Raw genomic sequence first — 20,915 nt, forward strand, 5'->3', positions numbered from 1 at the left:
TTTAAAGAATTAGCTAGTAGCGGAAGCGGAGACGGAACCCATGAAGCTCGTAGTAATATCTCACGATCCGGATAGCGGAACCAACGTGGTTGTATTAGATAACGAATTGAATAAAGTAGTGAAACTGAAGGCTTTAACAGTTTTAGAGAACGAATGGAACCCAGATTTAGGTGAGTTCAGCGTACTTAGGGACAATTTAGAACTGGAATATCAGTTACCATTAAAGAAGGAGCAATACGAAGTACTGAAGAACTTCAACATGAGGAAAGAAGGCAAAACAGTTAAAGTAAGTATACCTTACTACGTCATCATGTATCCGAAGTACGGATACGAAGGATCCCCCTACGTAATATACCTCATTAGTCCTTACTTGGAGGACGCCATAGAGGACTTGAAGGCGTTAGCGCAACAAGCTTCTACGGGCGTGGCACAAGAACCACAAGAACTATTAGAAGAGGAATAAAAAGTTACTTCTTCTTATCGGGCTTCTCTTCTGGGTTTATACCAGCTAGTTTGAGAGCTACGTCTTCCATTTCTTCTAACGGATAGAATCTCCTCATCCATATCCTTTGCGCCTCTGGGCTTCCAGCTCCGTGTACGCTTTCAATAAGGAACTCCACGCTTAACGTTAAGTTCTCTAGAAGCCTCAGTACCCTGTGTCTCCACTCAGCGGGGTAGTCCGGTAGACACTTCAGGTACTCTTGTAAGTACTTCCCTATCTTTTCGTTGATTAAGTCCTTGTAAGATGGTAAGGTACCTATTAAGCCGCCGGCGATGTCGTGGGCGAGTCTAGCTATCTCGTATGGGAACCTAGTGACCATCTGCTTCGTTACGTTGGCCATCATTTGGTCTACGTAGTAAGTTCCTGAGGCAGCCTTCTTACCTTCCCATGCAGCTGCCAGACCACCGGCGTGCATCGATTCAGTAAGGAATATCATTTCAGTTAGCTTTTCTCTGATATGGCACTTATTGGCGATTCCCATCTGCTTCGCTAAGTGGTAAGACGCACCTATAATTACGTCCGCTAATCCGGGCTTGCATCCTCCGTAAGCTTGCCTGTGGTAGCTCGAGAATATCTCAACTAGCTCAGCAGCGAATTGATACTCTCCTAACATGAACACTCTCTCCCAAGGTACGAATACGTCATCAAAGATTACAATTGCCTCGGCTGGGAAGACGTTGGGTAGAGCATCAACGTCGGGCTTCTCGAACCTCCTCGTATCGTTCGTGTACCTACCGACGACTAAGGTCACTCCTTCGGCATCTATCGGTACGGCGAAAGCTACGGCGAAGTCCTTGTCCTTCTCAGTCATGGCCCTCGTTGGCATCACTATCATTTCTTCGCTCGCTATTACACCAGTTATGTTTGCTTTGGCACCTCTAACTATAATTCCGTCGTCTCTGATTTCCTTTACGTGGACGTAGACGTCCTTATTTGGTTGCTCATGAGGTCTTAAGCTCCTAACGCCCTTGGCGTCCGTCATTACGCCGGCTAGGGCTATGTCCTCCTTTTGTACGTACTTAAGGAATTTCAGGAACCTCTCGTAGTAGCTACCGAAGTGCTCGAAGTGATCTGGTTTCTTGCCATGTTTCTTGTACCATTCGTCTATATCGTACGTAATGATGCTTATGGTATTGATTGCGTCCCAACCAACGCACCTCTGGAAGCACGAACCGGCTTTGTGGGATAACTTTCTGAAGTACTTTACTTTAATAGCTAAGTCCTTCGGGCTTTGATGTATGTGATTGAACCTGTTTACTTCCTCGTTAATGAATGGAGAGAACGCCCTAGCTAGGTGAACGTCCAGTTCCTTATCGTAGAAGCTGTCGTCCCACGGTGCCTTGTATGTCCATTCGAACGCCTTAACTGCTGGAAGAGTGAAGGGGTGTTTGGTTACGTCCTCAACCTCTTCGCCTAACACGTAGATCTTCGCTCTCCTCGACCTTTCACTTAGCGCTTTTATGTACTCTTCGGGTCTTCTTAGTCCCACAGTTACACCAGCCTATTCAACTGGTAAAGGTACTATATACTTATCTATACATTTTCCGAGCGCATTGTAATAGGAGCTATATGGAGTAATGTAATGGACGGCGAAAATTGAGAGCCAGATACGAAATGTTAGGGGAAGCAACTTCATGCAATGAGAAAACGTTAAGCTTGACGATATACTATAATATAGAAAACAGCAAGCATTTACCTACTATATTAGCCGGACTTAAATCCATTTTGGACTTAGATGTAAGTTGTCACGAAGTAGCGTTAGTTGATAACGGTTCGAGCGACAATACACTCAAAATACTACGGGATTTCAGCCAAAAGTATCGGAACAGTAAAACGGTTCACCTAATTAGGATCGGAAGGAACCTAGGCTTCTCTAGAGCTAATAACGTAGCCTACTACGCCTTGAGAGACGAGTACGGTCCCTATGAGTACGTTCTCCTGGTCAATAACGATGCAATAATACTTAGCGAACCAATCAAGATACTAATATCTATCTTACGAGAATTTGATGGAATTGGTGGCGTTCAAGGCATATTAATTAACGAAGACGGAATAGATAGCGGTCCAATGGAATGGGATTACACTTCTTTTCCCTCGCGCCCCCTACTTTCTTGGAAATACGAGAAGAAGCTCGTTCGCTATCCTCAAGTCACCCCCTTCCTCGATGGAGCCGTATCAATCTTCAAGGCTAGAGTCTTAGACGAGGTAGGATTCTTTGATCCGTTGAGTTTCATGTACGGCGACGACTACGTTCTCGGTGCAAAGATATGGAAGGGGGGTTACGCCCTGCTCTTTGTTCCCGTGATCGTTGGTTATCACAAAAGGAGTGCAACGCTCTCAAGATATTCTAACTTGTTCGCGTACTGGAGCTCGTATTACCATTCTTGTGCGGCCATAAGGTATTCCGAGGGAGCTTTTAGGATATGGAATTGCATGGGTATGTTATGGACAATAGCGAAGTCCCTTTCCGCTTACTTTTTGGAGATGAATGGGAGGCATTTGGATTGGGCTCGTGGCAGAATGGCTTCATTGATAGAATGTCCCGAGCTATCGCCCAAAGGATTCCCCCAATGGCCCGTCTTAATTGACGATAACCTCGTTTCGTCTATTATAGGGGAATTAACGTCGATCGTTGGAATTAATGAAGCGTCTAGGAGGAAGTTGGATAAATTATTAAGGACCTTAAGGGAGCGTCTCGGATAGGGGCCCTTAACGAACCCTTCGGAGGCACGCGAATTTGAGCGAAGGCGATATATTCCTCGATATCTTATTTAAGAGGTTACAGGTTAAGGAGAAGCCTGAACTGAAAGTCCCAAAGATAGGCTTAAAGGAACCCGAAGTAACAGTAAATGAAATTGAAAACTTCTATGCTGTTGATGGAGGAGGTGGGCTGGCTAAACTGGATGGAGGAAGAACTTTCTATGTAGCAAGAGCCGTGGCGACCTCGAGAGAGGATATAATAAGAGATCTTAGAGCTGAAGTAACCTATTGGCATAGTAAGCCCCTACTCGAAGCGATGAGGAGCGAGGTTGAATTGAAAGTAGCGCTTAGCGCTCCGGGAAACGCGGTAGTGATGGATGGATCGTACTACACAATGGTCACTAAATGGATGACTCGTATTCTCAGAATAGCACTTATGAGAGCTAAGCTCTCGGAAATAGTATCTTTTCAACCCACGATATCTGCCTTGAACCTACTGAATGAACTTTTATTGCGTAAAAAGATCGTTTTCATAGCTAAGAACCCATCCTTCAAGTTCTTCAAGAACTACTACATATTAAGGAAGATGTACGAAGAAACGGGCGATGAGAAATACTTCTTGCTGATGAAGGAGCCTTTACTCAATAAGAAGGACTTGTTAACTGAGGCCAAAAGGAAATCGATTAGGGAGTACGTACTACTCTTACTTAACTCTGCCGTAACGGACGCTGATTTACTAGAGGGCGAAGGCCTCTCTTCAGCGTTAGAGTTACCTTTACCGAAGCAATTGAGGAAATTCGCATCGCCTTCGAAATGGAACGAAGTTTCTAAGATGGCGGCCGAATATTACGAACTAAGTGTGGGGGAGAGCCCGCGATTCGATCGTTTCAACGTATGTAATCTCAGAGTACCCCGTATCTGGTGGCTGAAAAAGGGAAAGGTTTTCTTAACTATTGAGGAACTCAGCGAGATATCTATATGCGCGCTAACTTCGATTCGCGAAAGGGAAATCGTCCCGAACTTAGCCCTTAGGATCTTAGGGAACGAACTGGAGTACCCACCGCTCCTAGAGGTAGCTCACATGCTGAGTACCCTCAGCTCCTCCCAATTGTTAAGCTACGTTAACCTCTTGTCCACTTCAATGAACATAGGCATAGATGGTTTGAGGGAAGAATTGATATCCCTTTCGAGATCTAAGTGAGAAGTGGGGATAGAGCGAATTGGTATTGAACGCTAATTTCCAAGACTATATAATAGTGGCCAATCCAGGGGACGTAGTGACCCCCTTTCAAAACTTGGCGACTACCGGAATCCTAACGCCTCTACAGAACTTAATACAAAACACCATTGCAACTTATACTCCAGAATATATAGTACCGGCAACGATAATGTACGTAATAATATCGATGTTCATACTAGCCTTATTCCTTTACATTGTTACCAGGATCATTAGTCCGGTGATCTAATGATATATTACGTACCCGAATGGTTTTTGAAGCTCATAGCTGCTCTCTTCACCTTAGGGTTCTGGTACCAATCAATTACACTTCTTAGTGCAAACGTGGCCCTCAATGAACCAACGAGGGGTTTCTGTGCGTTTGCGTACGATGCTTGGGCTTTGTTGGTCCTAACGTACGGCGGTTTCTACTTCACTGCCGTTTCGCTAGGCGTTGCTCCCTTTTCCGACCCCTTCCTCGCCTTCTTCTTCGTTACTACTTTCGCTGCCGGATTGGCCCTTCTTCCCCTTCTCTTGAACTGTCTCTTTAAATAGGATGTAGGTCCCGTCTTCAGTGTGAAGCAAGAGCGTTTTGAAATTACCCTTCACGTCGCCCTCGTAAACGTAGGTGTCTTTCGGTGCCTCCTTCCAATTCATTTCGTTTACGTTCGCTTCGGTCAAATTTTCGCTACTGACTGCCACTCTAAGTAATTTCGTGGGCCACTTAGCTAACGCGTATGAGCCCTTAACCTTTCCTAATACCGTTTTCTCGACTCTCCCCTCACTGGAACCCTTGATGTATTCTACTAATATATCATTCATAACGTCCATTTTTTCCATGGTTTCGATTAAGTCTTTTTGGAAGGACTTCATGTCCTTGAATTCGATAGATTTTTCCAGCGTGAGTACGCTTATTTTGACTCCATTAACATCCAATTCCCTAACTCGATATATTCGCTTCCGTAGCTCCATCTTCTTCGCCATTTAAGGTTTCCAAATTGCCCCTTCTAAACTAAAATACTTCTATGTAACCTCTTCATAGTGAGAGCCTTGATAGATCCTGAAGTTTCGGTGAAGAATTACGCGCGAATCGGATGGTTAAAGGTAGTTGAATATTCAGAACCCCTCTTAAATGCGGCGAAGGTAATGGTAGAGAACAAGATTAGACACGTCCCAATAGTTTCAAATAAGAAACTTATAGGTATGCTATCAGTGAAAGACGTAATTGATAAGTTAAACGCGTTAAACATGCCCGATTTACTTAAGTCGGAAGTCGGTAAGCTCGGAAGCGGAAAGGTAATAGCTTCTAAGCCCGATGAGCCCCTCTGGCTAGCATTGAAGGTAATGAAGGAAGCTGACGTAGGTGCCTTACCAATAGTTAATGAGGAGGGCGAGGTGATAGGCATATTCACTGAAAGGGACGTAGTAACGCAAATCGCTCCTGAAATAGAATGGGACAAGAGCGTAAAGGAAGTTGGATTAGAGAACCCGAAGACGGTTGAGTTGGGTACGCCAATACTCGACGTAATATCTCTTATGAATGAAATGAAGATTAGGCACGTCCCAGTTGTTGATAGCTCCGGTGCGGTTAAAGGTATGGTAACAGCTCTGGACGTTATAGGATATGCCCTAGAGAACGATCGTTACAAGAAGGGAATAAGGATATTCGAAGACGCAGTAGATACAATAATGAAGCAACCAGTATTCGTCCGAGAGGACGCAACCCTCAACGAAGCACTAAACGTATTAGCTAACAGTAATTACGATTACGTTCTAATTGTTGGCGAAGACTTAAAGTTAAAGGAAATACTAACCGACAGAGATGTACTGAGGATAACTGCAGATCTTATGGAAAAGTTACACGGTTAAAAGCAATCTTATCTAACCATTAATATTAAGCTTATTTAATATATATCGAATTAAGTTTCCAATGGGAGGACCACAGCTCCATGTTGGATAAACCCTTCGAAGTGAAATATCGACCTATTTCAATAAAAGATATTCTCAAGAATATGCATTCTGAAGCTAGCTTGAGTATGGACATGGCCTTCTACTCTATAATATATGGCGATAAAGACGTAGCTCAAGAAATAGAGAAAATTGATGAAAACGTAGACGAGGAGTTCAATCTATTGTCAATCCAGTTGATGATGGCTGCCAGAGATCTCGAAGACGCTAAGAAACTGTTACCGGCTCTTAGGTTGGGTGTGGCAATAGATACGGTTGTAGAGGCAGCTTCGGATATAGCGAGCACTGTCTTGAGGGGTTATACTTCGGGCGATGTCATCAAAGCCGCCCTGGAAATCACAGAAGAGATATACTTGAAGGTATCTATAGATTCCAAGCATAGCGATATGACCATTGAAGAGTTCGTTGAGAAGTACGGCGCTGTTGACGTTATTGCGCTTCGAAGCAGTGGCGTTCTAATAATTAATCCATCGCCGGAAATACGGCTAAAGGTCGGCGATACCTTAATTCTGAGGGGCGATCGGGACGATATACTGAAAGTAGCCAAGGACTTCAACGTAAAAATAGAAATTCCCCAAGCAGATTTCGATGAAAAGGCAAGGGAACTAGCTCAAAGAATAGCTCTCTTAAAGAACTTGGCTGAACTATCCTTCGACCTAGCCGTTTACTCAATATTGTATCAAGATAAGATAGCTGCTGAGGAAGTATTAGAAATAGAGTCCTTCATAGACGAAGAATCCACGAAAATTGAAATGGAAGTAATGAACCACATAAAGTGTTCAGAAGAGATGTACGTCTCGACCGTTTTAATACGTAGTTTGGAGAAAGTAAGCGATGCGGCAACCAGGGTCGCTCAATTGACGTTATCCAATAACGGCGTTCATCCAGTACTTAAGAGAATAAAGGAGGAAGGGGAAGAGAAGATACTAGTAGTTCTAGTAAAGGAAGATTGCGACATGACCTTAGCTGAATTGGAAGACCTCCTAGAAGGTAACGTGTTAGCTATATACGTTCCCAACAGCTGGATACCGATACCTAACTTGAACACGAAATTGGAAAAAGGCATGAAAGTGCTTATGAAGATATACGACTCATCTGAAGACTTCTGGGAAAGGTTGGAGCAAATACGTTGTCCAATAGAAATTAGGTAGTCAATACCTCTTTCCAACCAGAATTAACCTTGGAGACGTCAAAGCGAACCTCGAACCGTTCCAATCGCCGTACGCCTCCATGGGTTCCCAACCGCTGTCTTTATACAACTTCGCTAGTTCGTGAAGGGAATATAGCCTGAATTTGAGGGGTAAGTCAACTACTCTCTCTAGACCGCTCAATCCTCTCTTGTAAACGTGAATAACTGTACTATCCATAGCAGTCCATGGATCGTACTTCGATTCAGCTATCATAACGTGATCTCCGTGCTCTATGGTCCAAGTATATTTCTCTTGGTAGTTCCTAGCCTTCAGAACGCTGTCTCTATTTTCGATGTCTATTAATAATAACGAGCTCTTCTTAGCTATCCATGCGAAACCTCTTAGAATAGATTTATCTACTTCATCACCATAGAAGCCGAAGCTCGAGTACCACGAAAGGATCGCATCGAATCTTAGACCCCCAACTACCTCGGGTAAATTCCTTAAGTCTCCTACCACACACTTGGCCTTATCTTCTACGCCAGCCCTCATTATCCTCTCGTTCGCCTTCTCAACGAAATTGGGCGAAATATCTACTCCTATTACGTCGTATCCCAGTTCGGCCAATGCAATAGTCATTCTCCCTATTCCGCATCCAGCATCGAGAATTAACCCCTTCCTTATTCCGTACTTCTTTAGCGTCTTGTGAACTAAGGCAGATTGAATTGAAGTATCTTGCCATACGGAAGGAGGCTCAACGAGTAGAGAAGAGTAGCTAAACCACCTAACCCACGTTTCCAATGACCAATCTTCCAAGACGGCTTTCCCATTACTTACACGGAGCGACTGTAATTAAGTAATAAAGTATATACAGCACAAACAAGTTTAAACCAAACTATACTGTGTAGTTAACGGGGCAGAACCCTTGAACCTATTGGAATACGAAGCCAAAGAGATAGCCAAGAAATACAAGATCCCTGTACCGGAAGGGGTTCTAATAGAAAGCCCTGATCAAGTATATGAGGCAATAGACCGTCTCGGTTTACCAGTTGTATTGAAGGCCCAAGTACCAGTAGCTGGAAGAGGCAAGGCGGGCGGAGTTAAACTAGCTAAAGATGCTGATGAGGCTAGGGACATAGCCGAAGAACTCTTCGAGAAGGAGATAAAGGGATTCCCGGTTTATTCGATACTTGTAGAGAAAGCAGCTCAAATAGAAAGGGAACTCTACCTATCCTTTGTACTAGATAGATCCAATAGGCAAGTAGTCATGTTGGCATCGGCTGAAGGTGGAATGGAAATTGAAGAGTTGGCTAAGGAGAAGCCCGAAGCAATAATTAAACTCCCTATAGAGCCCGAAATAGGTCTTAAATCTCATGAAGCTAGAATGGTTGGTAAGAAAATAGGTCTCTCAGGGAACCTACTTCGAAGTTTCGAAAACATAGCCAAGGCAATGTACCAAATATTTATGGATTACGATGCAGAGCTCGTGGAGAGCAATCCCCTAGCCGTAACTAGCGATGGCCTTAAGGCATTGGACTTCAGAATGATTATTGACGATAATTCGTTAATCAGGCACCCGGAGCTAGAGAGTTCGCGAGAGAGGGAGCTAAGGGGCGCGGAAAGGATTGCAGCCAGGAAAGGCTTCTTCTATGTTGAGCTTGATGGAAACATAGGCATAATTGGGAACGGTGCTGGTTTAACTATGGCCACCATGGACGTCGTAAAGTATTACGGAGGAAATCCAGCTAACTTCTTAGATATAGGTGGGGGTGCAAGAAGGGATAGAGTTAAGGAAGCAGTCAAGGTTCTATTAGAAAATCCCAAGGTCAAGGTAATATTCGTCAACATCTTCGGAGGCATAACTCTAGCAAGCGAGGTTGCGTTAGGTATCGTGGACGCTCTCAATGAGAGCCCAGTGAAGAAGCCAATAGTTGCTAGAATAGTTGGAACGGCGGAGGAAGAGGGAAGGAGGATATTGAAGGAAGCCGGAATACCTCTTTTTGATAGCATGGATGAGGCCGCTAAGTATGCAGTTCAACTAGCTAAGTCCTCGGCTTAGGAGGTGATGCGTTCATGGTAGTGTTACTAGATGAAAACGCGAGAGTTCTAGTCCAAGGGATCACCGGTAGATACGGTAAATTCCATGCAGAACAAATGATGAAATACGGTACTAAGATATTAGCTGGAGTAACGCCCGGTAAGGGAGGTCAAGAAGTACTCGGCGTCCCAGTATTCGATACAGTAGCAGAGGCTAAAGAGAGGTTCCCCGAACTCAATGCCTCTATAATATTCGTGCCGGCAGGGGGAGCGGCCGATGCTATAATAGAGGCGGCTGATGCCGGAATGAAGTTAATAGTAGTCATAACGGAGGGAATACCCGTTCACGACGCCTTGAAGGCGATAAGATATGCAAGGAGAAAGGGATCAACCGTTATAGGACCCAACTGCCCCGGAATAATAAGTCCCGGAAAGAGTAAGCTGGGTATAATGCCTCATCAGTACTTCGCGCCCGGCAGAATAGGGATAGTGTCTAGATCCGGTACCTTAACGTACGAGATCGCTTACCAACTCACCAAATCGGGATTAGGGCAAAGCACGGCCATAGGAATAGGAGGAGACCCGATAATAGGGCTAGACACAGTGGAAGCCGTAAGACTGTTCGATGAAGATCCAGATACCGACCTCATTGTAGTTATTGGAGAAATAGGAGGCGATGCTGAAGAGAGACTGGCTCAAGTGATAAAGAGAGGGGAAATAAAGAAGCCAATAGTAGCTTACATTGCCGGGAGAACAGCACCTCCTGGAAAGAGAATGGGTCACGCGGGTGCGATAATAAGTATGGGAAGCGGCACAGCGGAAAGTAAAGTAAGAGCCCTAAGGGAAGCCGGCGTTCCCGTGGCAGATATACCGTCGCAAGTTGTCGACTTAGTTAAGGAAGTTCTGAAGAGGTAATGTCGGAGCATTTTTACCCTTTGATTCGAGTTACGGAGGGTGATTGAGGAGTGATCGGAGACACGATCTGGGAATTCAGATCGCCCAGAAGCAAGTTCGGAGTTGGAGCATTCAACGAACTTAAATTCGAGATAGAAAGGATTGGATGCAAGAAACCCTTCTTGATAACGACCAAAGGATGGATAAAAAGGGGACTCTTAGATAGGATAAGGGAGATACTAGGGTTCGATATACCTTACTGGGATGGCGTTGAGCCGGAGCCCTCAGCGGAAAGCGTGGAAGAGGGAGCTAAGGCCTTTAGCCAATCCGATGCCGATTGCATTTTGGCAGTAGGGGGTGGTTCAGCACTAGATACTGCTAAGATAGTTAATCTCTTAGCTACTTACGGCGGAACCGTAAGGGACTACGTAGCGCCTCCCTATGGTAACGGTAAGCCCGTTCCCGGACCAGTCAAACCCATGATAGCCGTTCCTACAACTGCAGGTACTGGAAGCGAGGTCACGAGCGTCGCAGTAGTTACGCTCAAGGCTGAGAACGTTAAAGTAGGTATAAGCTCAGATTACCTAAGACCCACTCTAGCCCTCTTGGATCCGGAATTAACTTTGAGCGTACCTCCTAAGATAACCGCTGATACTGGTATGGACGCATTGACGCACGCTGTCGAGTCTTACATTGCCAAACCGTATTGGGCTCGCGAGAAACCCGATGACCCATCTAAGAGACCAGTTTACGTCGGTTCCTATCCAGTTACCGAGGCGCTAGCAGAGAAAGCAATAGAGCTTATAGGAAAGTATTTGAGAAGGGCCGTCTATTGGGGTCAGACCGATATAGAAGCTAGAAGTGGAATGTTGTTAGCGAGCTATCTAGCCGGACTATCGTTCGGTAATAGCGGAGTTGGGTTAGCCCACGCGGCCTCGTATCCGCTCGGTGGCAGGTTCAAGGTATCCCATGGGGAAGCAGTAGGTATACTTCTCCCCGCAGTACTGGAATACAATGCGCCAGCGAATTACCAGAAAGCTAAGAGAGTGGGTGAGTTACTTACTGGCACTAACTGCCCAGAGAGGACCCCAGAGGATTGCGCTAAGTGGGCTGCCGATGAAATAAGGAAATTACAGAAGGACATAAAGTTCACTCCGGGCCTGGAGGCCGTAGGAGTAGTTGAGGAGGACCTTATAGAGATGGCTGAAGAGACTTTAAAGCAGAAGAGGTTGCTGGCAACTAACCCCAGACCAGTCGACGTTGAAGGAGTCATATGGGTGTATAAGAGAGCTATGAGGAACTACTAAATCACATTAACGCATCTACAGCAAGTATTGTAAGGAAGGAAATAAGAGGTATTGTTACGTTATCATCTATTTTACCTCCAAAGAACTCGAATTTCTCTATTATGGCGGCAACTATTCCAGCTGCTATTCCAGGCACTCCGAGTATTGAGCCTATTGGTATGTTAACTATCAACATTGCTAGGTTACCTATCCACGACTTCTCTCTACGCCTTAGCACGATACCTCGAACTATTCCAGTAACGCCATCGCCCAGAGCCATGAACGCTATCGGTACTACTCCATACCAAGGATTGCCTAGGAGGTAACCCAAGAATAAGAGAAGCGTCGTCATTGCCGTGAAGTGTATCTCGTAGTCATCGGACTCGTTTTGGAACCATTCCATAATGTTGTTACTCTTACGCCTAATTAACAACGCGATCGTAACTCCCAGACTTAATGTAACTGGGATTACGAAGGAATCGTAAATTAGCGGAAAGAGAAGCACTGTCCCTCCTGCTAGTATGTGTATGATTTTTCTATTTATATATCTAACTAACTCCTCTCCATATATTTCCCTAAGCTTGCTGTAGTATATTTTCCTCGTCAAGTATTTTATTACTATTGCGACCCATGAAATAAGTATTATTGTAATAACTGCTTCCTCGAGCATCGTCAACTTAGCTTAATTCACCATGGAACGTAATATTTGAAAATAATTAAAAGGGAAGATTCTAAAAAATTAGAAAGGGATTGCAATGTTTATAGTACTTCTAAAGCTCCCGTTCTTGCTTACGTCTAATATGTTGGTTTCAGATAACTTCCTCTATATAGCAACCGGACCGCAATTAATTAAATACGATTTGATTAATCAGACTTCTCGCAATTATTATTATTTCGATAGGTGCGGATCGTTTGAGTGCTTTCCGTTTTGCGTAGGCAAGTTACGCGATTCGATAATACTCGGAACTTCAGGAGGATTGCTGTCCCTCTCGAACTCTACTTTCAACGTGATTTCGAATAAACCAGTAACGTGGTGTGAGGACGTAATCACAGTTTCCGAAATATATAGGGATATGAGAAACGTGATTACCTATGGAGAAGCATTAGACGAGAATCTGAAGACCATATATAAGGGCTGTGCCGTCTATACGGCCTCGGGAGACTATTACTCTCTGGTTTGTAACGATACATACTACTTGAGAACGCCATACGGTTCCATTAAGATAGACTCACCAGCTCTAATAACCAGAAGCAATGAGTACGTAGGCGTTCTCACCTTGAGTGGTAGAGTGATGATATTCAGAGGTAACGAGATAGCTTATCAAGGCCAGCTGCCAACTCCAACGCCGCCCTACTTCATTAACGCTAGTAACGGCGAATTCCTCCTAACTGGTGGAGGAAGGGTGTACCTATGGAAGGACGGCAAACTTTACGCGTCCAATCTGACTAACGTGCTCCAAGCCGTTTGGTATGGGAATAACCTACTTGTAATGCAATTATCTAATAACGAATTGATTATTGGATTGGTTAAAGACGTAGAATGGCGAGCTGTAGGCAAAAAGGTAACTAATCAGCCTTAGCCTTTCACGACGCCAAGTGGCCTTAGCTTAACTACTAGTTTGCTTATTCCAACTTCATGTACTACCTTTACAACTCTGTCCACGTCTTTGTAGGCTCCCGGAGCCTCTTCCGCCACTACCCTAGCTTGGGCGGCCTTTACTACTACACCTTTACTACTGAGCTCTTGGATTACTTGGCTCGGTCTGTAGGTCCTAATTGCAGCCGCTCTCGAGAGCCACCTTCCGGCTCCGTGACAAGTGCTGAACCACGTTCTTGCACCTGTAGGCTGACCTACTAGTATGTAGCTGGCAGTTCCCATAGAGCCGGGTATTAGTACCGGTTGACCTATTCCTTGATAGTCGGAAGGTATCTCGGGATGACCTGGAGGGAAGGCTCTAGTGGCTCCCTTTCTGTGTACTATTAGCTTCCTCCTCTTTCCATCCACGTCGTGCTCTTCGAATTTAGCTATGTTGTGAGCTACGTCGTAAATTATGTGCATGTCCAAGTTCTCGGGATCGGTTTTGAAGACGTTCTTGAAGCTCTCCCTTACCCAGTGGGTAATCAACTGCCTGTTGGTCCACGCGTAGTTGGCAGCCGCACTCATCGCTTTGAAGTAATCTTGCGCTTCCGGAGTATTCCAAGGAACTGATGCCAACTCCCTATCCGGTACGTTGATGCCATATCTCTTCATAGCTCTCTCCATCTTTATTAGGTAATCGCTCGCCACTTGGTGCCCCAGACCTCTCGATCCAGTGTGGACCATCACTAGGACTTGGCCTTCATGGGTTATGCCCATTACCTTAGCCGCGTGCTCGTCGTAGATTTTCTCGACTACTTGAACTTCGAGGAAGTGGTTGCCGCTACCGAGAGTTCCTAACTGAGGCGCGCCCCTCATTTTGGCCCTTTGACTCACCTTACTAGCGTCAGCCGTCTTCATTCTCCCGTGTTCCTCTATGTGTTCCGGATCTTCGCTCCATCCGTAACCTCTTTCCACGGCCCAGTATACGCCTTCTTCCAACACTCGATCGAGCTCACTTATCGATAACCTCACTTTACCGGTACTGCCTAAACCTGATGGTACGTTCCTGAAGAGTTCGTATACTAATTCCTTTATTTTAGGTCTGACGTCTTTCTCATCTAAGTTAGTCCTTAATACCCTCACTCCGCAGTTAATGTCGTAGCCTACTCCGCCGGGGGAGATGACTCCGTTTTCGTCAACTGCAGTAGCGGCGACGCCGCCTATGGGGAAGCCGTAACCTTGGTGACCATCTGGCATTACGAAGGAGGCCCTTTGAATGCCCGGCAAGCACGCCACGTTAGCTGCTTGATCGAGAGTCCTATCGCTCTTCATTTTTTCGAGCAAGTACTCGTCCGCAAAGATTATTGCTGGGACTTTCATGCAGGGTTTAACTCCTTTTTCGATGAGCCACTCGTATTTACCTACCTTCTTGAGGGGTATGTTCGAAGACATTTTCGTCTTCCATTGATCCCTACGCACATAGGGGGTTTTCAAGTACTGGGCGTTACCTCCTTCGGGGACGAATCTAACTACTGGTTAGGATTTCTCTAACTCGTTGATTAACTCTAGTTTTAGGCCCTCTCCTAATTTATTGCTGGGAGCCTTCTTTGGGTCTCACGAAACTCAATCCCGTTGAGAAAGTGATTAACGAAATTTACCCATACTTTTCTTCTATAACAGTAACAACTGTTCGCTTCAATGAAGCCACCTCTAGGTACTCTGCTCAAAGAGTCGTTGCGGTAGAAGACAATCCTCCCGTACCGAAGTCCGTCCTAGATGGGTTCGCCGTCAACTCCGAGGACGTTTTCGGTGCTTCAGAATATTCACCCATAGAGTTAGAAATAGGAAAGGAATGGAAACCAGGAGTAGCTGTCTACGTCAATACGGGGGATCCTTTACCTCAGGGTACTGATACGGTAATTCCTATTGAGGCCGTGAAGGTCGTCGGTAACAAAGTGCTAGTATTCAAACAATACCCTCCGGGTAATGCAGTAGCTAAAATTGGCGAGGATCTAAGGAAGGGCGAAACTATAATTGACAAAGGCGTTCTAATTAGACCATGGCACGTAGCGGCCTTGGCGTCTCAAGGAATAATAGAGGTTGATGTGATCGATCCTAAGATAGCTGTTGCTGCCACGGGCGACGAGATCGTGGAACCGTGGGAGGGTAACGGCGTTAGGAACAGTACGGCTTGGCTAGTTGCAAGTTTCTTCCGAGAAAGAATTGGTTCGGTACCCTCTTATCATGGAATATTAAGAGACGATGAGGAAGCCATTAAAAATTTCGTTGAAGTAGCCTTAGATAAGTACGACATAGTAATAACCACTGGAGGCTCCAGCGTAGGCAAGAGAGACATATCGGTAAAGGTCATGGAAAAACTTGCGGATAAATGGATACATGGAGTCGCTCTCACACCCGGAAGACCTCTGGGCATAGGCGTTAGGGACGGTAAACTGATGGTGTCTCTTTCAGGATATCCCGTGGCAGCGCTCTCTCAACTAGAGGTCGTAGTATGGCCAATCATCAAGAAAGCGCACGAATTAAAGGAACCTCCCAGACCTAAGGTAAGAGCCAAGCTAAAGAGGAGACTGCCCGTTACCCCTAACATGCTTCACCTCTATAGGGTCGTCGTGTGTTCGAGGGAAGGTGAGCTCTGGGTCGAACCTCTCAGGCTTACGGGCTCGGGCATACTTTCCTCTTTGATTAAATCTAACGGCATAGTGGTAGCTGGTGTGAGAGGCGAAACGGGGTACGACGCTGGCGATGAAATAGAGGTAGAACTAATAGGAGATATAGTTCCATGTAAATAAAAATTACTTTAAGGTTATTTCGCCTTTCTTTACTTTCTCTTCTAACATTCTGAGCTTATACCTAAGTAGAGTTGGCGGAACCCTTCCCAACCACGCGGGCATCTTCTTTACGAACTCATATGCCTCTTCCCAGCTTTCTAGGCCTAGCTCGTTCGCCAGTTGCTCCAGGCTCATTTCAGTATGTAAGTATACTCTTATTTTTCTTAGGACCTCTTCAGTTAGTTCTATTTCCTTTGCGTTCTCCCCTTCGCCGATCCTAACTACTAGGGTAATTCCCCCCTCTTCAGCCACGTCTAATCCCGCATCTCATCTGTGGACTAGGGTATAAATCATTGCATTTCGCGTACATGTATTAAGCACTTTTCGTCGTTCACTGAATCATCAATCTGTACTTGCCACTTTTTGTTAGTTAGAGTTTCCAAGATGCCTTTTATTATTCCAGCTTCGAACCTGCATTTCTTAAGTCCTTCTCCTTTATACCTTAACGAAGGCGGCCTTTCTATTATAACGTCAAAGTGATCGCCGTGTCTCTCTAGCTTAGTTATTCCGAATCCGCTCCTTGTTAAGTACTCGTCAATAGCTTCTATTATGTCGCCTTCTTCGTTGCTCTTCATCTGATGGCTTACTATTTCAGCTAACGTGCGGCCTATGCTTCTACCGATTTCCATTAAATGGACGTTTGCGGCTGTACCAACTATTTGATATAATCTATTTCCTATTTTGGTAATGGTAGACGCGGGTAATATTAGGTAGTCCTCCTCGCTACCTTCTATCCTTAGTATGCCGTTTTCATCTAACTTTATTGCATACGCTTCTTCCATTACACTTCCCCGTAAGTAGCGACGTCATAATAGTTTAAAGATGAGGAGGGGTACTTTAAACACCTATTTAATAATCGAATATGAACTAATTATATTAGTTGATAGAATCTAAAAGAAAATTTATAAATGATCTTAAAGTTGAATCTGAGATACTGTGAACTTATAGAGCTTCTTTAGACAATTAGCGCAAATGTAACCGCCGTACGGTCTTTCAGGTCTCTTTTCGGTCTTCGCCATTCCTCTTAATTCTACAGGTCTCGCCCTCGGAACGCCGTTTAGCGGCTTACCGCAGATGGCGCACTTAGCTTGCGAAGGCTTCCTTTTTTCGAAATGAACTACAGTTCTTCCTCCCGGCGTCCTCTTGTACACTCTCCTTCTACTTCTAGACCTGTACGCGGGTCTGACCATTCCTGAACACCCCGAGAGCAAGCCCCTTACTGTTTTAGATCTTTTCTATCGCTTCTACCACTTTCTTCGCGGCTTCCTCGACCGCCCCCTCCCTATTGTATACTACGTTAACAGCAGCGCCTACTAGAACTGCGGAAGCAATCGCGCTATTCCTAGCAAACTCCATGAATCTCCTTAGGAACTCTACATCGGAGTAATCTTTCCTGACCCTCCCGACGTCCTTCGCTTGCCTCGCAGCGATCTCTTCTGGGGAAGCTTCTATAACGAAAATAATTGCTGGATTGAGGCCCTCTACTACGTGTTTGGGAAGGCCAGGCCACACGCCGGTGGGCGTGTTTATCGCTGCGTGCGTATCAACGATTAGAACTCCATCGTCACCTAGTTCCTTTTTCGCGTCTTCTACTATCGCCTTAGCCGCCAGTGCTTGCAACTCCCTTTGTTGGCTCAAGTTCAGCTTTCTCATCTCGTCTCTGTGCTCTACCCACCCTCTTTCCTTCGCCACTTTGAACATGTAATCACCGAAGTTGGATACCTTTACTTTGACTCCCTTTTCCTTGAGTATTTCAACCGCCTTGGTGGTAACGGTGGTCTTACCTACGCCCGGAACACCGGTAGCAATTACGACCTTCAACATGGGATCTCACTCCCCCAGAATCTTCCTTAGTAGCGGATAAGTCTCTATTGCTCTCTCGAAGCTCAACATTGTGTAGTACTGTACCAATATCATTGTTGCTAGCAGTAGACCGGTACCGGTTCCATACGCTCCGAAAATGTCTGCTACTATAACTAGTCCAGCTACTATTATACTCGAAAGTATGGTTAGTGGGTAAATGTACTTAGCTAGCACTCTCTCGAGGTGCCTCGGATCAGTTCTCGCACCTGGTATTTGCATTCCAGACTCTATTAAGTTCCTAGCTTGGGTCTTAGGATCTAGACCGGAGAGCTCTACCCATAGAATACCGAAGGCTATTGAGAGTAAGGTTAAGGCTACTGAGTATACTAACATCCTAAGGGGTTCGTGAATTACCATTAGGAGACCTCTCGGAGGCGAGAGGAAGTAGGCTAATTGCGCTAGTGGGCTATTTGGTGCGGACTGAGCTATTGCTTGAACGTTCGCGAAAACTATTGCTGCAAGTAACACGGGTATGTTAGTTACGTAGAGCAAGTTAAGTGGAATCTTGGTCCTGAGACCCCTCATTCTATGCATTGCTACCGGTACGTTGACCTTCACTGAGCTGAGGTACGCTATTAAGATGATCATCGCTATTGTTGCTAAGAAACCGATCAAGTCTGGCATTGCGCCTATTTGGGTTCCAGGGACTTTGGGTAGGCCGAGCGGGTTGCCAATTATTACTTTATCTAACCCGACCATTAACGCAGAGGGGATTAAGCCGGCCCATATAACCTTACCGGCTTGTTCGAACCACCCACCTAGTTCCCACGCTATTCCGGAAATGACTCCAGCCGTTATGAACAAGCTTATACCGCTTCCTATTCCCCAACCCTTTTGGACCATTTCGTCCATCATGATAATAATTACAGTGGACGCGGCGAGTAAGATGGCGTCCAAGAGCATTATTGGAAACGGGGGAGCGTTGCTTACGACGACTCCCCCCTGACCTACGGAATACCACAAGCTTCCAGATAGAACCAGACCGAATGCCTCCACTACTCCCAGCAAGACGGCGAAGCCCTTCTGTGCTAACGTGAACAGCTTCTTGTCCTCGGGGTCCGTTATATCAAGTTCAATCAACTTTGCGCCAGCGAGCAATTCCAGCACTAGACCAGCGGTAACTATCGGTCCTATACCTAGTTGGGTCAATGTACCCGTGTTGGCGGCGAAGACTATGTTCATTAGTAGGACTTGAGGCGAAGTAACGACGTTAACGCCTACGAGCGGTATATTACTCATGATCAAATAGGCTATTAGCACTAAAGCGGTCCAGAAGATCCTCTTGTATAGGTCGGGCTTCTTGGCTGGCCTTGGAGTAGACGGTATATACGTTCCTATTGTCGCCAAAACGTCCAAGAACTTCTTACCCAAGTCCTCGTACAACTTTCGCATCCCACCATGTGGGAGGGACAATTACTAATAAAGGCCTCTTGAGGACCAGTATAATATTCCAGAGACATTTCGGATTCAGAAGCAATTGTATCTTCAAAGTAATATATCATAATTGTTCTATTAAATGAGATTTTATTGTAGGTCTTATATCTTTCACGTAATCTAGGCTCTAATCAATGGGATTTAAACGGTTCAGTATACGAAGCTTTTAATTCAAACTTCGTTATCTAAATATAGAATAAAGAGACTAAAACTTATTAAATAAAGCTCCGCGAAGCATTCCGGAAATTGCGGGGGTGCCCGAGCCTGGCCAAAGGGGGCGGGCTTAAGACCCGCTGGCGTAGGCCTGCGTGGGTTCAAATCCCACCCCCCGCACCAAGTACCTATCCCGCTTCTTTATCCTGTAATCCCCTAATACAGTATAAGCCTCCCTTAGTATAATGACCGAGACGTAGTTCATCACGTTCAACGGGAAGACGCGGCCGTGAAGAGCGTACGCAAACCTCAGCATTTTGCAGTATATTGGATTGAGTTCGAGGGAATGTTCGTGTACGACGCCACTGCACTTTAGATATTTATCTAAATCGAACGTATTTATTGATAGTCTCTTCGAATATAGGCTAATTGCGCTCACGCCTAGTCCAACGAACTGATATCCCTTAGAGACGTATTCATCGTAGATCTTGTTCTGAGCCTTAGTAAAGGTCCACGCGTTAGTCATTACGTAGCCGTGACGCTTCATTACATTTACTATTTCGTTGTACAACTTCAACCTCTCTAGTTCGCTGCCTCGAGGTAGAGGGGGCATTAAGGGATACAAGGTTACTTGGGGGACCCCTAGTTTAGCTATTTGGGAGATTTCGCTCAATGGCGTATCTAAGTCCCATATGAAGTCTACATTCGCGATATCGTATCTCTTAGATAGCAGGACGTCTAAAGCCCTTAACGTCGTCTCCAAGTCAATGCCTCTACCTAGCTTCTTCAATCTATTTGGATCTAACGATTGAACTCCCATACTAACCCTAACGACCTTTTTCTCATCTATATAGTCTAATGCATTAAGCTCCACTACGTCCAAGGGAGCCACTTCAACGGATATGGACGGCTTCCAAAGCTCCCATATCTCATCTATTAGCTCTCCTAGTTCGTCTGGAAGGCAAGATGGCGAGCCACCGCCTACGTAGACCTCTATCACGTCCAAGTCCTTGGAATATACTTCCATTACGTCCTTCCTTAACTTCTCGAAGTACCTCTTAGCTACGTCCGTTTTGAAGGGGTACCTCACGAAGTGACAGAACTTGCATAACCTCCGGCAGAACGGGACGTGAAGGTATAGACCGATCTCTTCGTTGCTAACGCTTAACTGCCTTGGTGGAGAGCTCTCAAGCTTTTCTAGTAACATTGAGGTAATCGATCTAGACATTGCGGAGATTGCTTGCAGAATCATCGATTAGACCAACTGAACGTTCAGTTAAGAGGTTAAATTCGTTGTAGAAATC

21 protein-coding genes, 1 tRNA gene and 1 pseudogene are annotated in these 20,915 nt (G+C 45.3%); 12 read left to right on the plus strand and 11 right to left on the minus strand.

Features of this window, described 5'->3' with window-relative positions; genetic code table 11:
* Nucleotides 1-40 precede the first annotated feature (40 nt).
* Nucleotides 41-463 carry a DUF2286 domain-containing protein gene (locus EYM_RS00450; RefSeq protein WP_075049170.1) on the plus strand — a complete coding sequence of 141 codons (423 nt, stop codon included), beginning with the start codon at nucleotides 41-43 and terminating at the stop codon, nucleotides 461-463.
* Nucleotides 464-467: 4 nt separating this feature from the next.
* On the opposite strand, the gene EYM_RS00455 is transcribed toward EYM_RS00450, so the two are convergent.
* Nucleotides 468-1,991: a 4-hydroxyphenylacetate 3-hydroxylase family protein gene (locus tag EYM_RS00455; RefSeq protein WP_075049171.1), complete on the minus strand. Its 1,524-nt coding sequence runs from the start codon at nucleotides 1,989-1,991 to the stop codon at nucleotides 468-470.
* Between the two features lie 107 nt (nucleotides 1,992-2,098).
* Here EYM_RS00455 and EYM_RS00460 point away from each other — a divergent pair, with 107 nt between their 5' ends.
* From EYM_RS00460 to EYM_RS00470, 3 genes are read left to right on the plus strand one after another with little or no spacing between them, the layout of a single operon-like run.
* Complete coding sequence (locus EYM_RS00460) at nucleotides 2,099-3,205, plus strand: glycosyltransferase (RefSeq protein WP_075049172.1); 1,107 nt, start codon at nucleotides 2,099-2,101, stop codon at nucleotides 3,203-3,205.
* 34 nt (nucleotides 3,206-3,239) lie between these two features.
* Nucleotides 3,240-4,403: a DNA double-strand break repair nuclease NurA gene (locus EYM_RS00465; RefSeq protein WP_075049173.1), complete on the plus strand. Its 1,164-nt coding sequence runs from the start codon at nucleotides 3,240-3,242 to the stop codon at nucleotides 4,401-4,403.
* A gap of 19 nt (nucleotides 4,404-4,422) precedes the next feature.
* Nucleotides 4,423-4,668 carry a hypothetical protein gene (locus tag EYM_RS00470; RefSeq protein ID WP_075049174.1) on the plus strand — a complete coding sequence of 82 codons (246 nt, stop codon included), beginning with the start codon at nucleotides 4,423-4,425 and terminating at the stop codon, nucleotides 4,666-4,668.
* A gap of 197 nt (nucleotides 4,669-4,865) precedes the next feature.
* Here EYM_RS00470 and EYM_RS00475 read toward each other — a convergent pair whose 3' ends face one another.
* Nucleotides 4,866-5,402, minus strand: a complete 537-nt coding sequence (locus tag EYM_RS00475; RefSeq protein ID WP_075049175.1) for a hypothetical protein — start codon at nucleotides 5,400-5,402, stop codon at nucleotides 4,866-4,868.
* Nucleotides 5,403-5,468: 66 nt separating this feature from the next.
* Here EYM_RS00475 and EYM_RS00480 point away from each other — a divergent pair, with 66 nt between their 5' ends.
* Together EYM_RS00480 and EYM_RS00485 are read left to right on the plus strand one after the other, a co-directional pair.
* Complete coding sequence (locus EYM_RS00480; RefSeq protein WP_075049176.1) at nucleotides 5,469-6,287, plus strand: CBS domain-containing protein; 819 nt, start codon at nucleotides 5,469-5,471, stop codon at nucleotides 6,285-6,287.
* 80 nt (nucleotides 6,288-6,367) lie between these two features.
* Entirely contained in the window at nucleotides 6,368-7,537 is a 1,170-nt protein-coding gene (locus tag EYM_RS00485; RefSeq protein ID WP_075049177.1) for a potassium channel family protein, read from the plus strand.
* Here EYM_RS00485 and EYM_RS00490 read toward each other — a convergent pair whose 3' ends face one another.
* Nucleotides 7,538-8,332: a class I SAM-dependent methyltransferase gene (locus tag EYM_RS00490; RefSeq protein ID WP_075049178.1), complete on the minus strand. Its 795-nt coding sequence runs from the start codon at nucleotides 8,330-8,332 to the stop codon at nucleotides 7,538-7,540. It abuts the gene before it with no gap.
* A 109-nt stretch (nucleotides 8,333-8,441) separates the two neighbouring features.
* On the opposite strand from EYM_RS00490, the gene sucC reads away from it, so the two are divergent.
* The 3 genes from sucC to EYM_RS00505 are packed head-to-tail and all read left to right on the plus strand — an operon-like array spanning nucleotide 8,442 to nucleotide 11,754.
* On the plus strand, nucleotides 8,442-9,575 hold the full coding sequence (gene sucC / locus EYM_RS00495; RefSeq protein ID WP_075049179.1) for an ADP-forming succinate--CoA ligase subunit beta: 1,134 nt from the start codon (nucleotides 8,442-8,444) through the stop codon (nucleotides 9,573-9,575).
* Nucleotides 9,576-9,589: 14 nt separating this feature from the next.
* On the plus strand, nucleotides 9,590-10,468 hold the full coding sequence (sucD, locus tag EYM_RS00500) for a succinate--CoA ligase subunit alpha (protein ID WP_075049180.1): 879 nt from the start codon (nucleotides 9,590-9,592) through the stop codon (nucleotides 10,466-10,468).
* A gap of 50 nt (nucleotides 10,469-10,518) precedes the next feature.
* Nucleotides 10,519-11,754, plus strand: a complete 1,236-nt coding sequence (locus EYM_RS00505) for a hydroxyacid-oxoacid transhydrogenase (RefSeq protein ID WP_075049181.1) — start codon at nucleotides 10,519-10,521, stop codon at nucleotides 11,752-11,754.
* Between the two features lies 1 nt (nucleotide 11,755).
* Here the strand turns inward: EYM_RS00505 and EYM_RS00510 are convergent, their stop codons facing one another.
* Entirely contained in the window at nucleotides 11,756-12,409 is a 654-nt protein-coding gene (locus EYM_RS00510; RefSeq protein ID WP_157058692.1) for a dolichol kinase, read from the minus strand.
* A 79-nt stretch (nucleotides 12,410-12,488) separates the two neighbouring features.
* Between EYM_RS00510 and EYM_RS00515 the strand changes: the two genes are divergently transcribed.
* Nucleotides 12,489-13,313 (plus strand): hypothetical protein, encoded by an 825-nt coding sequence (locus EYM_RS00515; protein ID WP_075049183.1) that lies wholly within the window; start codon nucleotides 12,489-12,491, stop codon nucleotides 13,311-13,313.
* Here the strand turns inward: EYM_RS00515 and EYM_RS00520 are convergent.
* A complete protein-coding gene (locus tag EYM_RS00520; RefSeq protein ID WP_075049184.1) occupies nucleotides 13,310-14,764 on the minus strand; it encodes an RtcB family protein in 1,455 nt (484 codons plus the stop codon). The two genes, EYM_RS00515 and EYM_RS00520, sit on opposite strands and share 4 nt — an antisense overlap.
* Before the next feature lie 155 nt (nucleotides 14,765-14,919).
* On the opposite strand from EYM_RS00520, the gene EYM_RS00525 reads away from it, so the two are divergent.
* Complete coding sequence (locus tag EYM_RS00525; protein WP_075049185.1) at nucleotides 14,920-16,122, plus strand: molybdopterin molybdotransferase MoeA; 1,203 nt, start codon at nucleotides 14,920-14,922, stop codon at nucleotides 16,120-16,122.
* 3 nt (nucleotides 16,123-16,125) lie between these two features.
* Here EYM_RS00525 and EYM_RS00530 read toward each other — a convergent pair whose 3' ends face one another.
* The 5 genes from EYM_RS00530 to secY form a co-directional block, all read right to left on the minus strand.
* On the minus strand, nucleotides 16,126-16,413 hold the full coding sequence (locus EYM_RS00530; RefSeq protein WP_083494961.1) for a hypothetical protein: 288 nt from the start codon (nucleotides 16,411-16,413) through the stop codon (nucleotides 16,126-16,128).
* A 38-nt stretch (nucleotides 16,414-16,451) separates the two neighbouring features.
* Nucleotides 16,452-16,943 carry a hypothetical protein gene (locus EYM_RS00535; protein WP_075049186.1) on the minus strand — a complete coding sequence of 164 codons (492 nt, stop codon included), beginning with the start codon at nucleotides 16,941-16,943 and terminating at the stop codon, nucleotides 16,452-16,454.
* Between the two features lie 132 nt (nucleotides 16,944-17,075).
* The gene (locus EYM_RS00540) at nucleotides 17,076-17,351 is read right to left on the minus strand and encodes a 50S ribosomal protein L34e (protein WP_075049187.1); all 276 of its coding nucleotides are present in this window, start codon (nucleotides 17,349-17,351) and stop codon (nucleotides 17,076-17,078) included.
* Between the two features lie 34 nt (nucleotides 17,352-17,385).
* Complete coding sequence (locus tag EYM_RS00545) at nucleotides 17,386-17,982, minus strand: adenylate kinase (protein ID WP_075050555.1); 597 nt, start codon at nucleotides 17,980-17,982, stop codon at nucleotides 17,386-17,388.
* A gap of 9 nt (nucleotides 17,983-17,991) precedes the next feature.
* Nucleotides 17,992-19,407, minus strand: a complete 1,416-nt coding sequence (gene secY, locus EYM_RS00550; RefSeq protein ID WP_217221087.1) for a preprotein translocase subunit SecY — start codon at nucleotides 19,405-19,407, stop codon at nucleotides 17,992-17,994.
* 299 nt (nucleotides 19,408-19,706) lie between these two features.
* On the opposite strand from secY, the gene EYM_RS00555 reads away from it, so the two are divergent.
* Nucleotides 19,707-19,794 (plus strand) — tRNA-Leu (locus EYM_RS00555).
* Between the two features lie 517 nt (nucleotides 19,795-20,311).
* On the opposite strand, the pseudogene EYM_RS07970 reads toward EYM_RS00555, so the two are convergent.
* Nucleotides 20,312-20,863, minus strand: a pseudogene (locus EYM_RS07970) (radical SAM protein); the annotation flags it as partial.
* Between the last annotated feature and the right edge of the window lie 52 nt (nucleotides 20,864-20,915).

This window comes from Ignicoccus islandicus DSM 13165, from assembly GCF_001481685.1.
GTDB classification, from domain to species: Archaea; Thermoproteota; Thermoprotei_A; order Sulfolobales; family Ignicoccaceae; genus Ignicoccus; species Ignicoccus islandicus.

Excerpts from the sequence above, each read along its gene's own strand:
- EYM_RS00535 (WP_075049186.1), bottom strand. The coding sequence starts at position 16,943 with ATGGAAGAAGCGTATGCAATAAAGTTAGATGAAAACGGCATACTAAGG.
- EYM_RS00520 (WP_075049184.1), bottom strand. The coding sequence starts at position 14,764 with ATGTCTTCGAACATACCCCTCAAGAAGGTAGGTAAATACGAGTGGCTC.
- EYM_RS00485 (WP_075049177.1), top strand. The coding sequence starts at position 6,368 with ATGTTGGATAAACCCTTCGAAGTGAAATATCGACCTATTTCAATAAAA.
- EYM_RS00540 (WP_075049187.1), bottom strand. The coding sequence starts at position 17,351 with ATGGTCAGACCCGCGTACAGGTCTAGAAGTAGAAGGAGAGTGTACAAG.
- EYM_RS00475 (WP_075049175.1), bottom strand. The coding sequence starts at position 5,402 with ATGGCGAAGAAGATGGAGCTACGGAAGCGAATATATCGAGTTAGGGAA.
- sucD (WP_075049180.1), top strand. The coding sequence starts at position 9,590 with ATGGTAGTGTTACTAGATGAAAACGCGAGAGTTCTAGTCCAAGGGATC.
- EYM_RS00515 (WP_075049183.1), top strand. The coding sequence starts at position 12,489 with ATGTTTATAGTACTTCTAAAGCTCCCGTTCTTGCTTACGTCTAATATG.
- EYM_RS00450 (WP_075049170.1), top strand. The coding sequence starts at position 41 with ATGAAGCTCGTAGTAATATCTCACGATCCGGATAGCGGAACCAACGTG.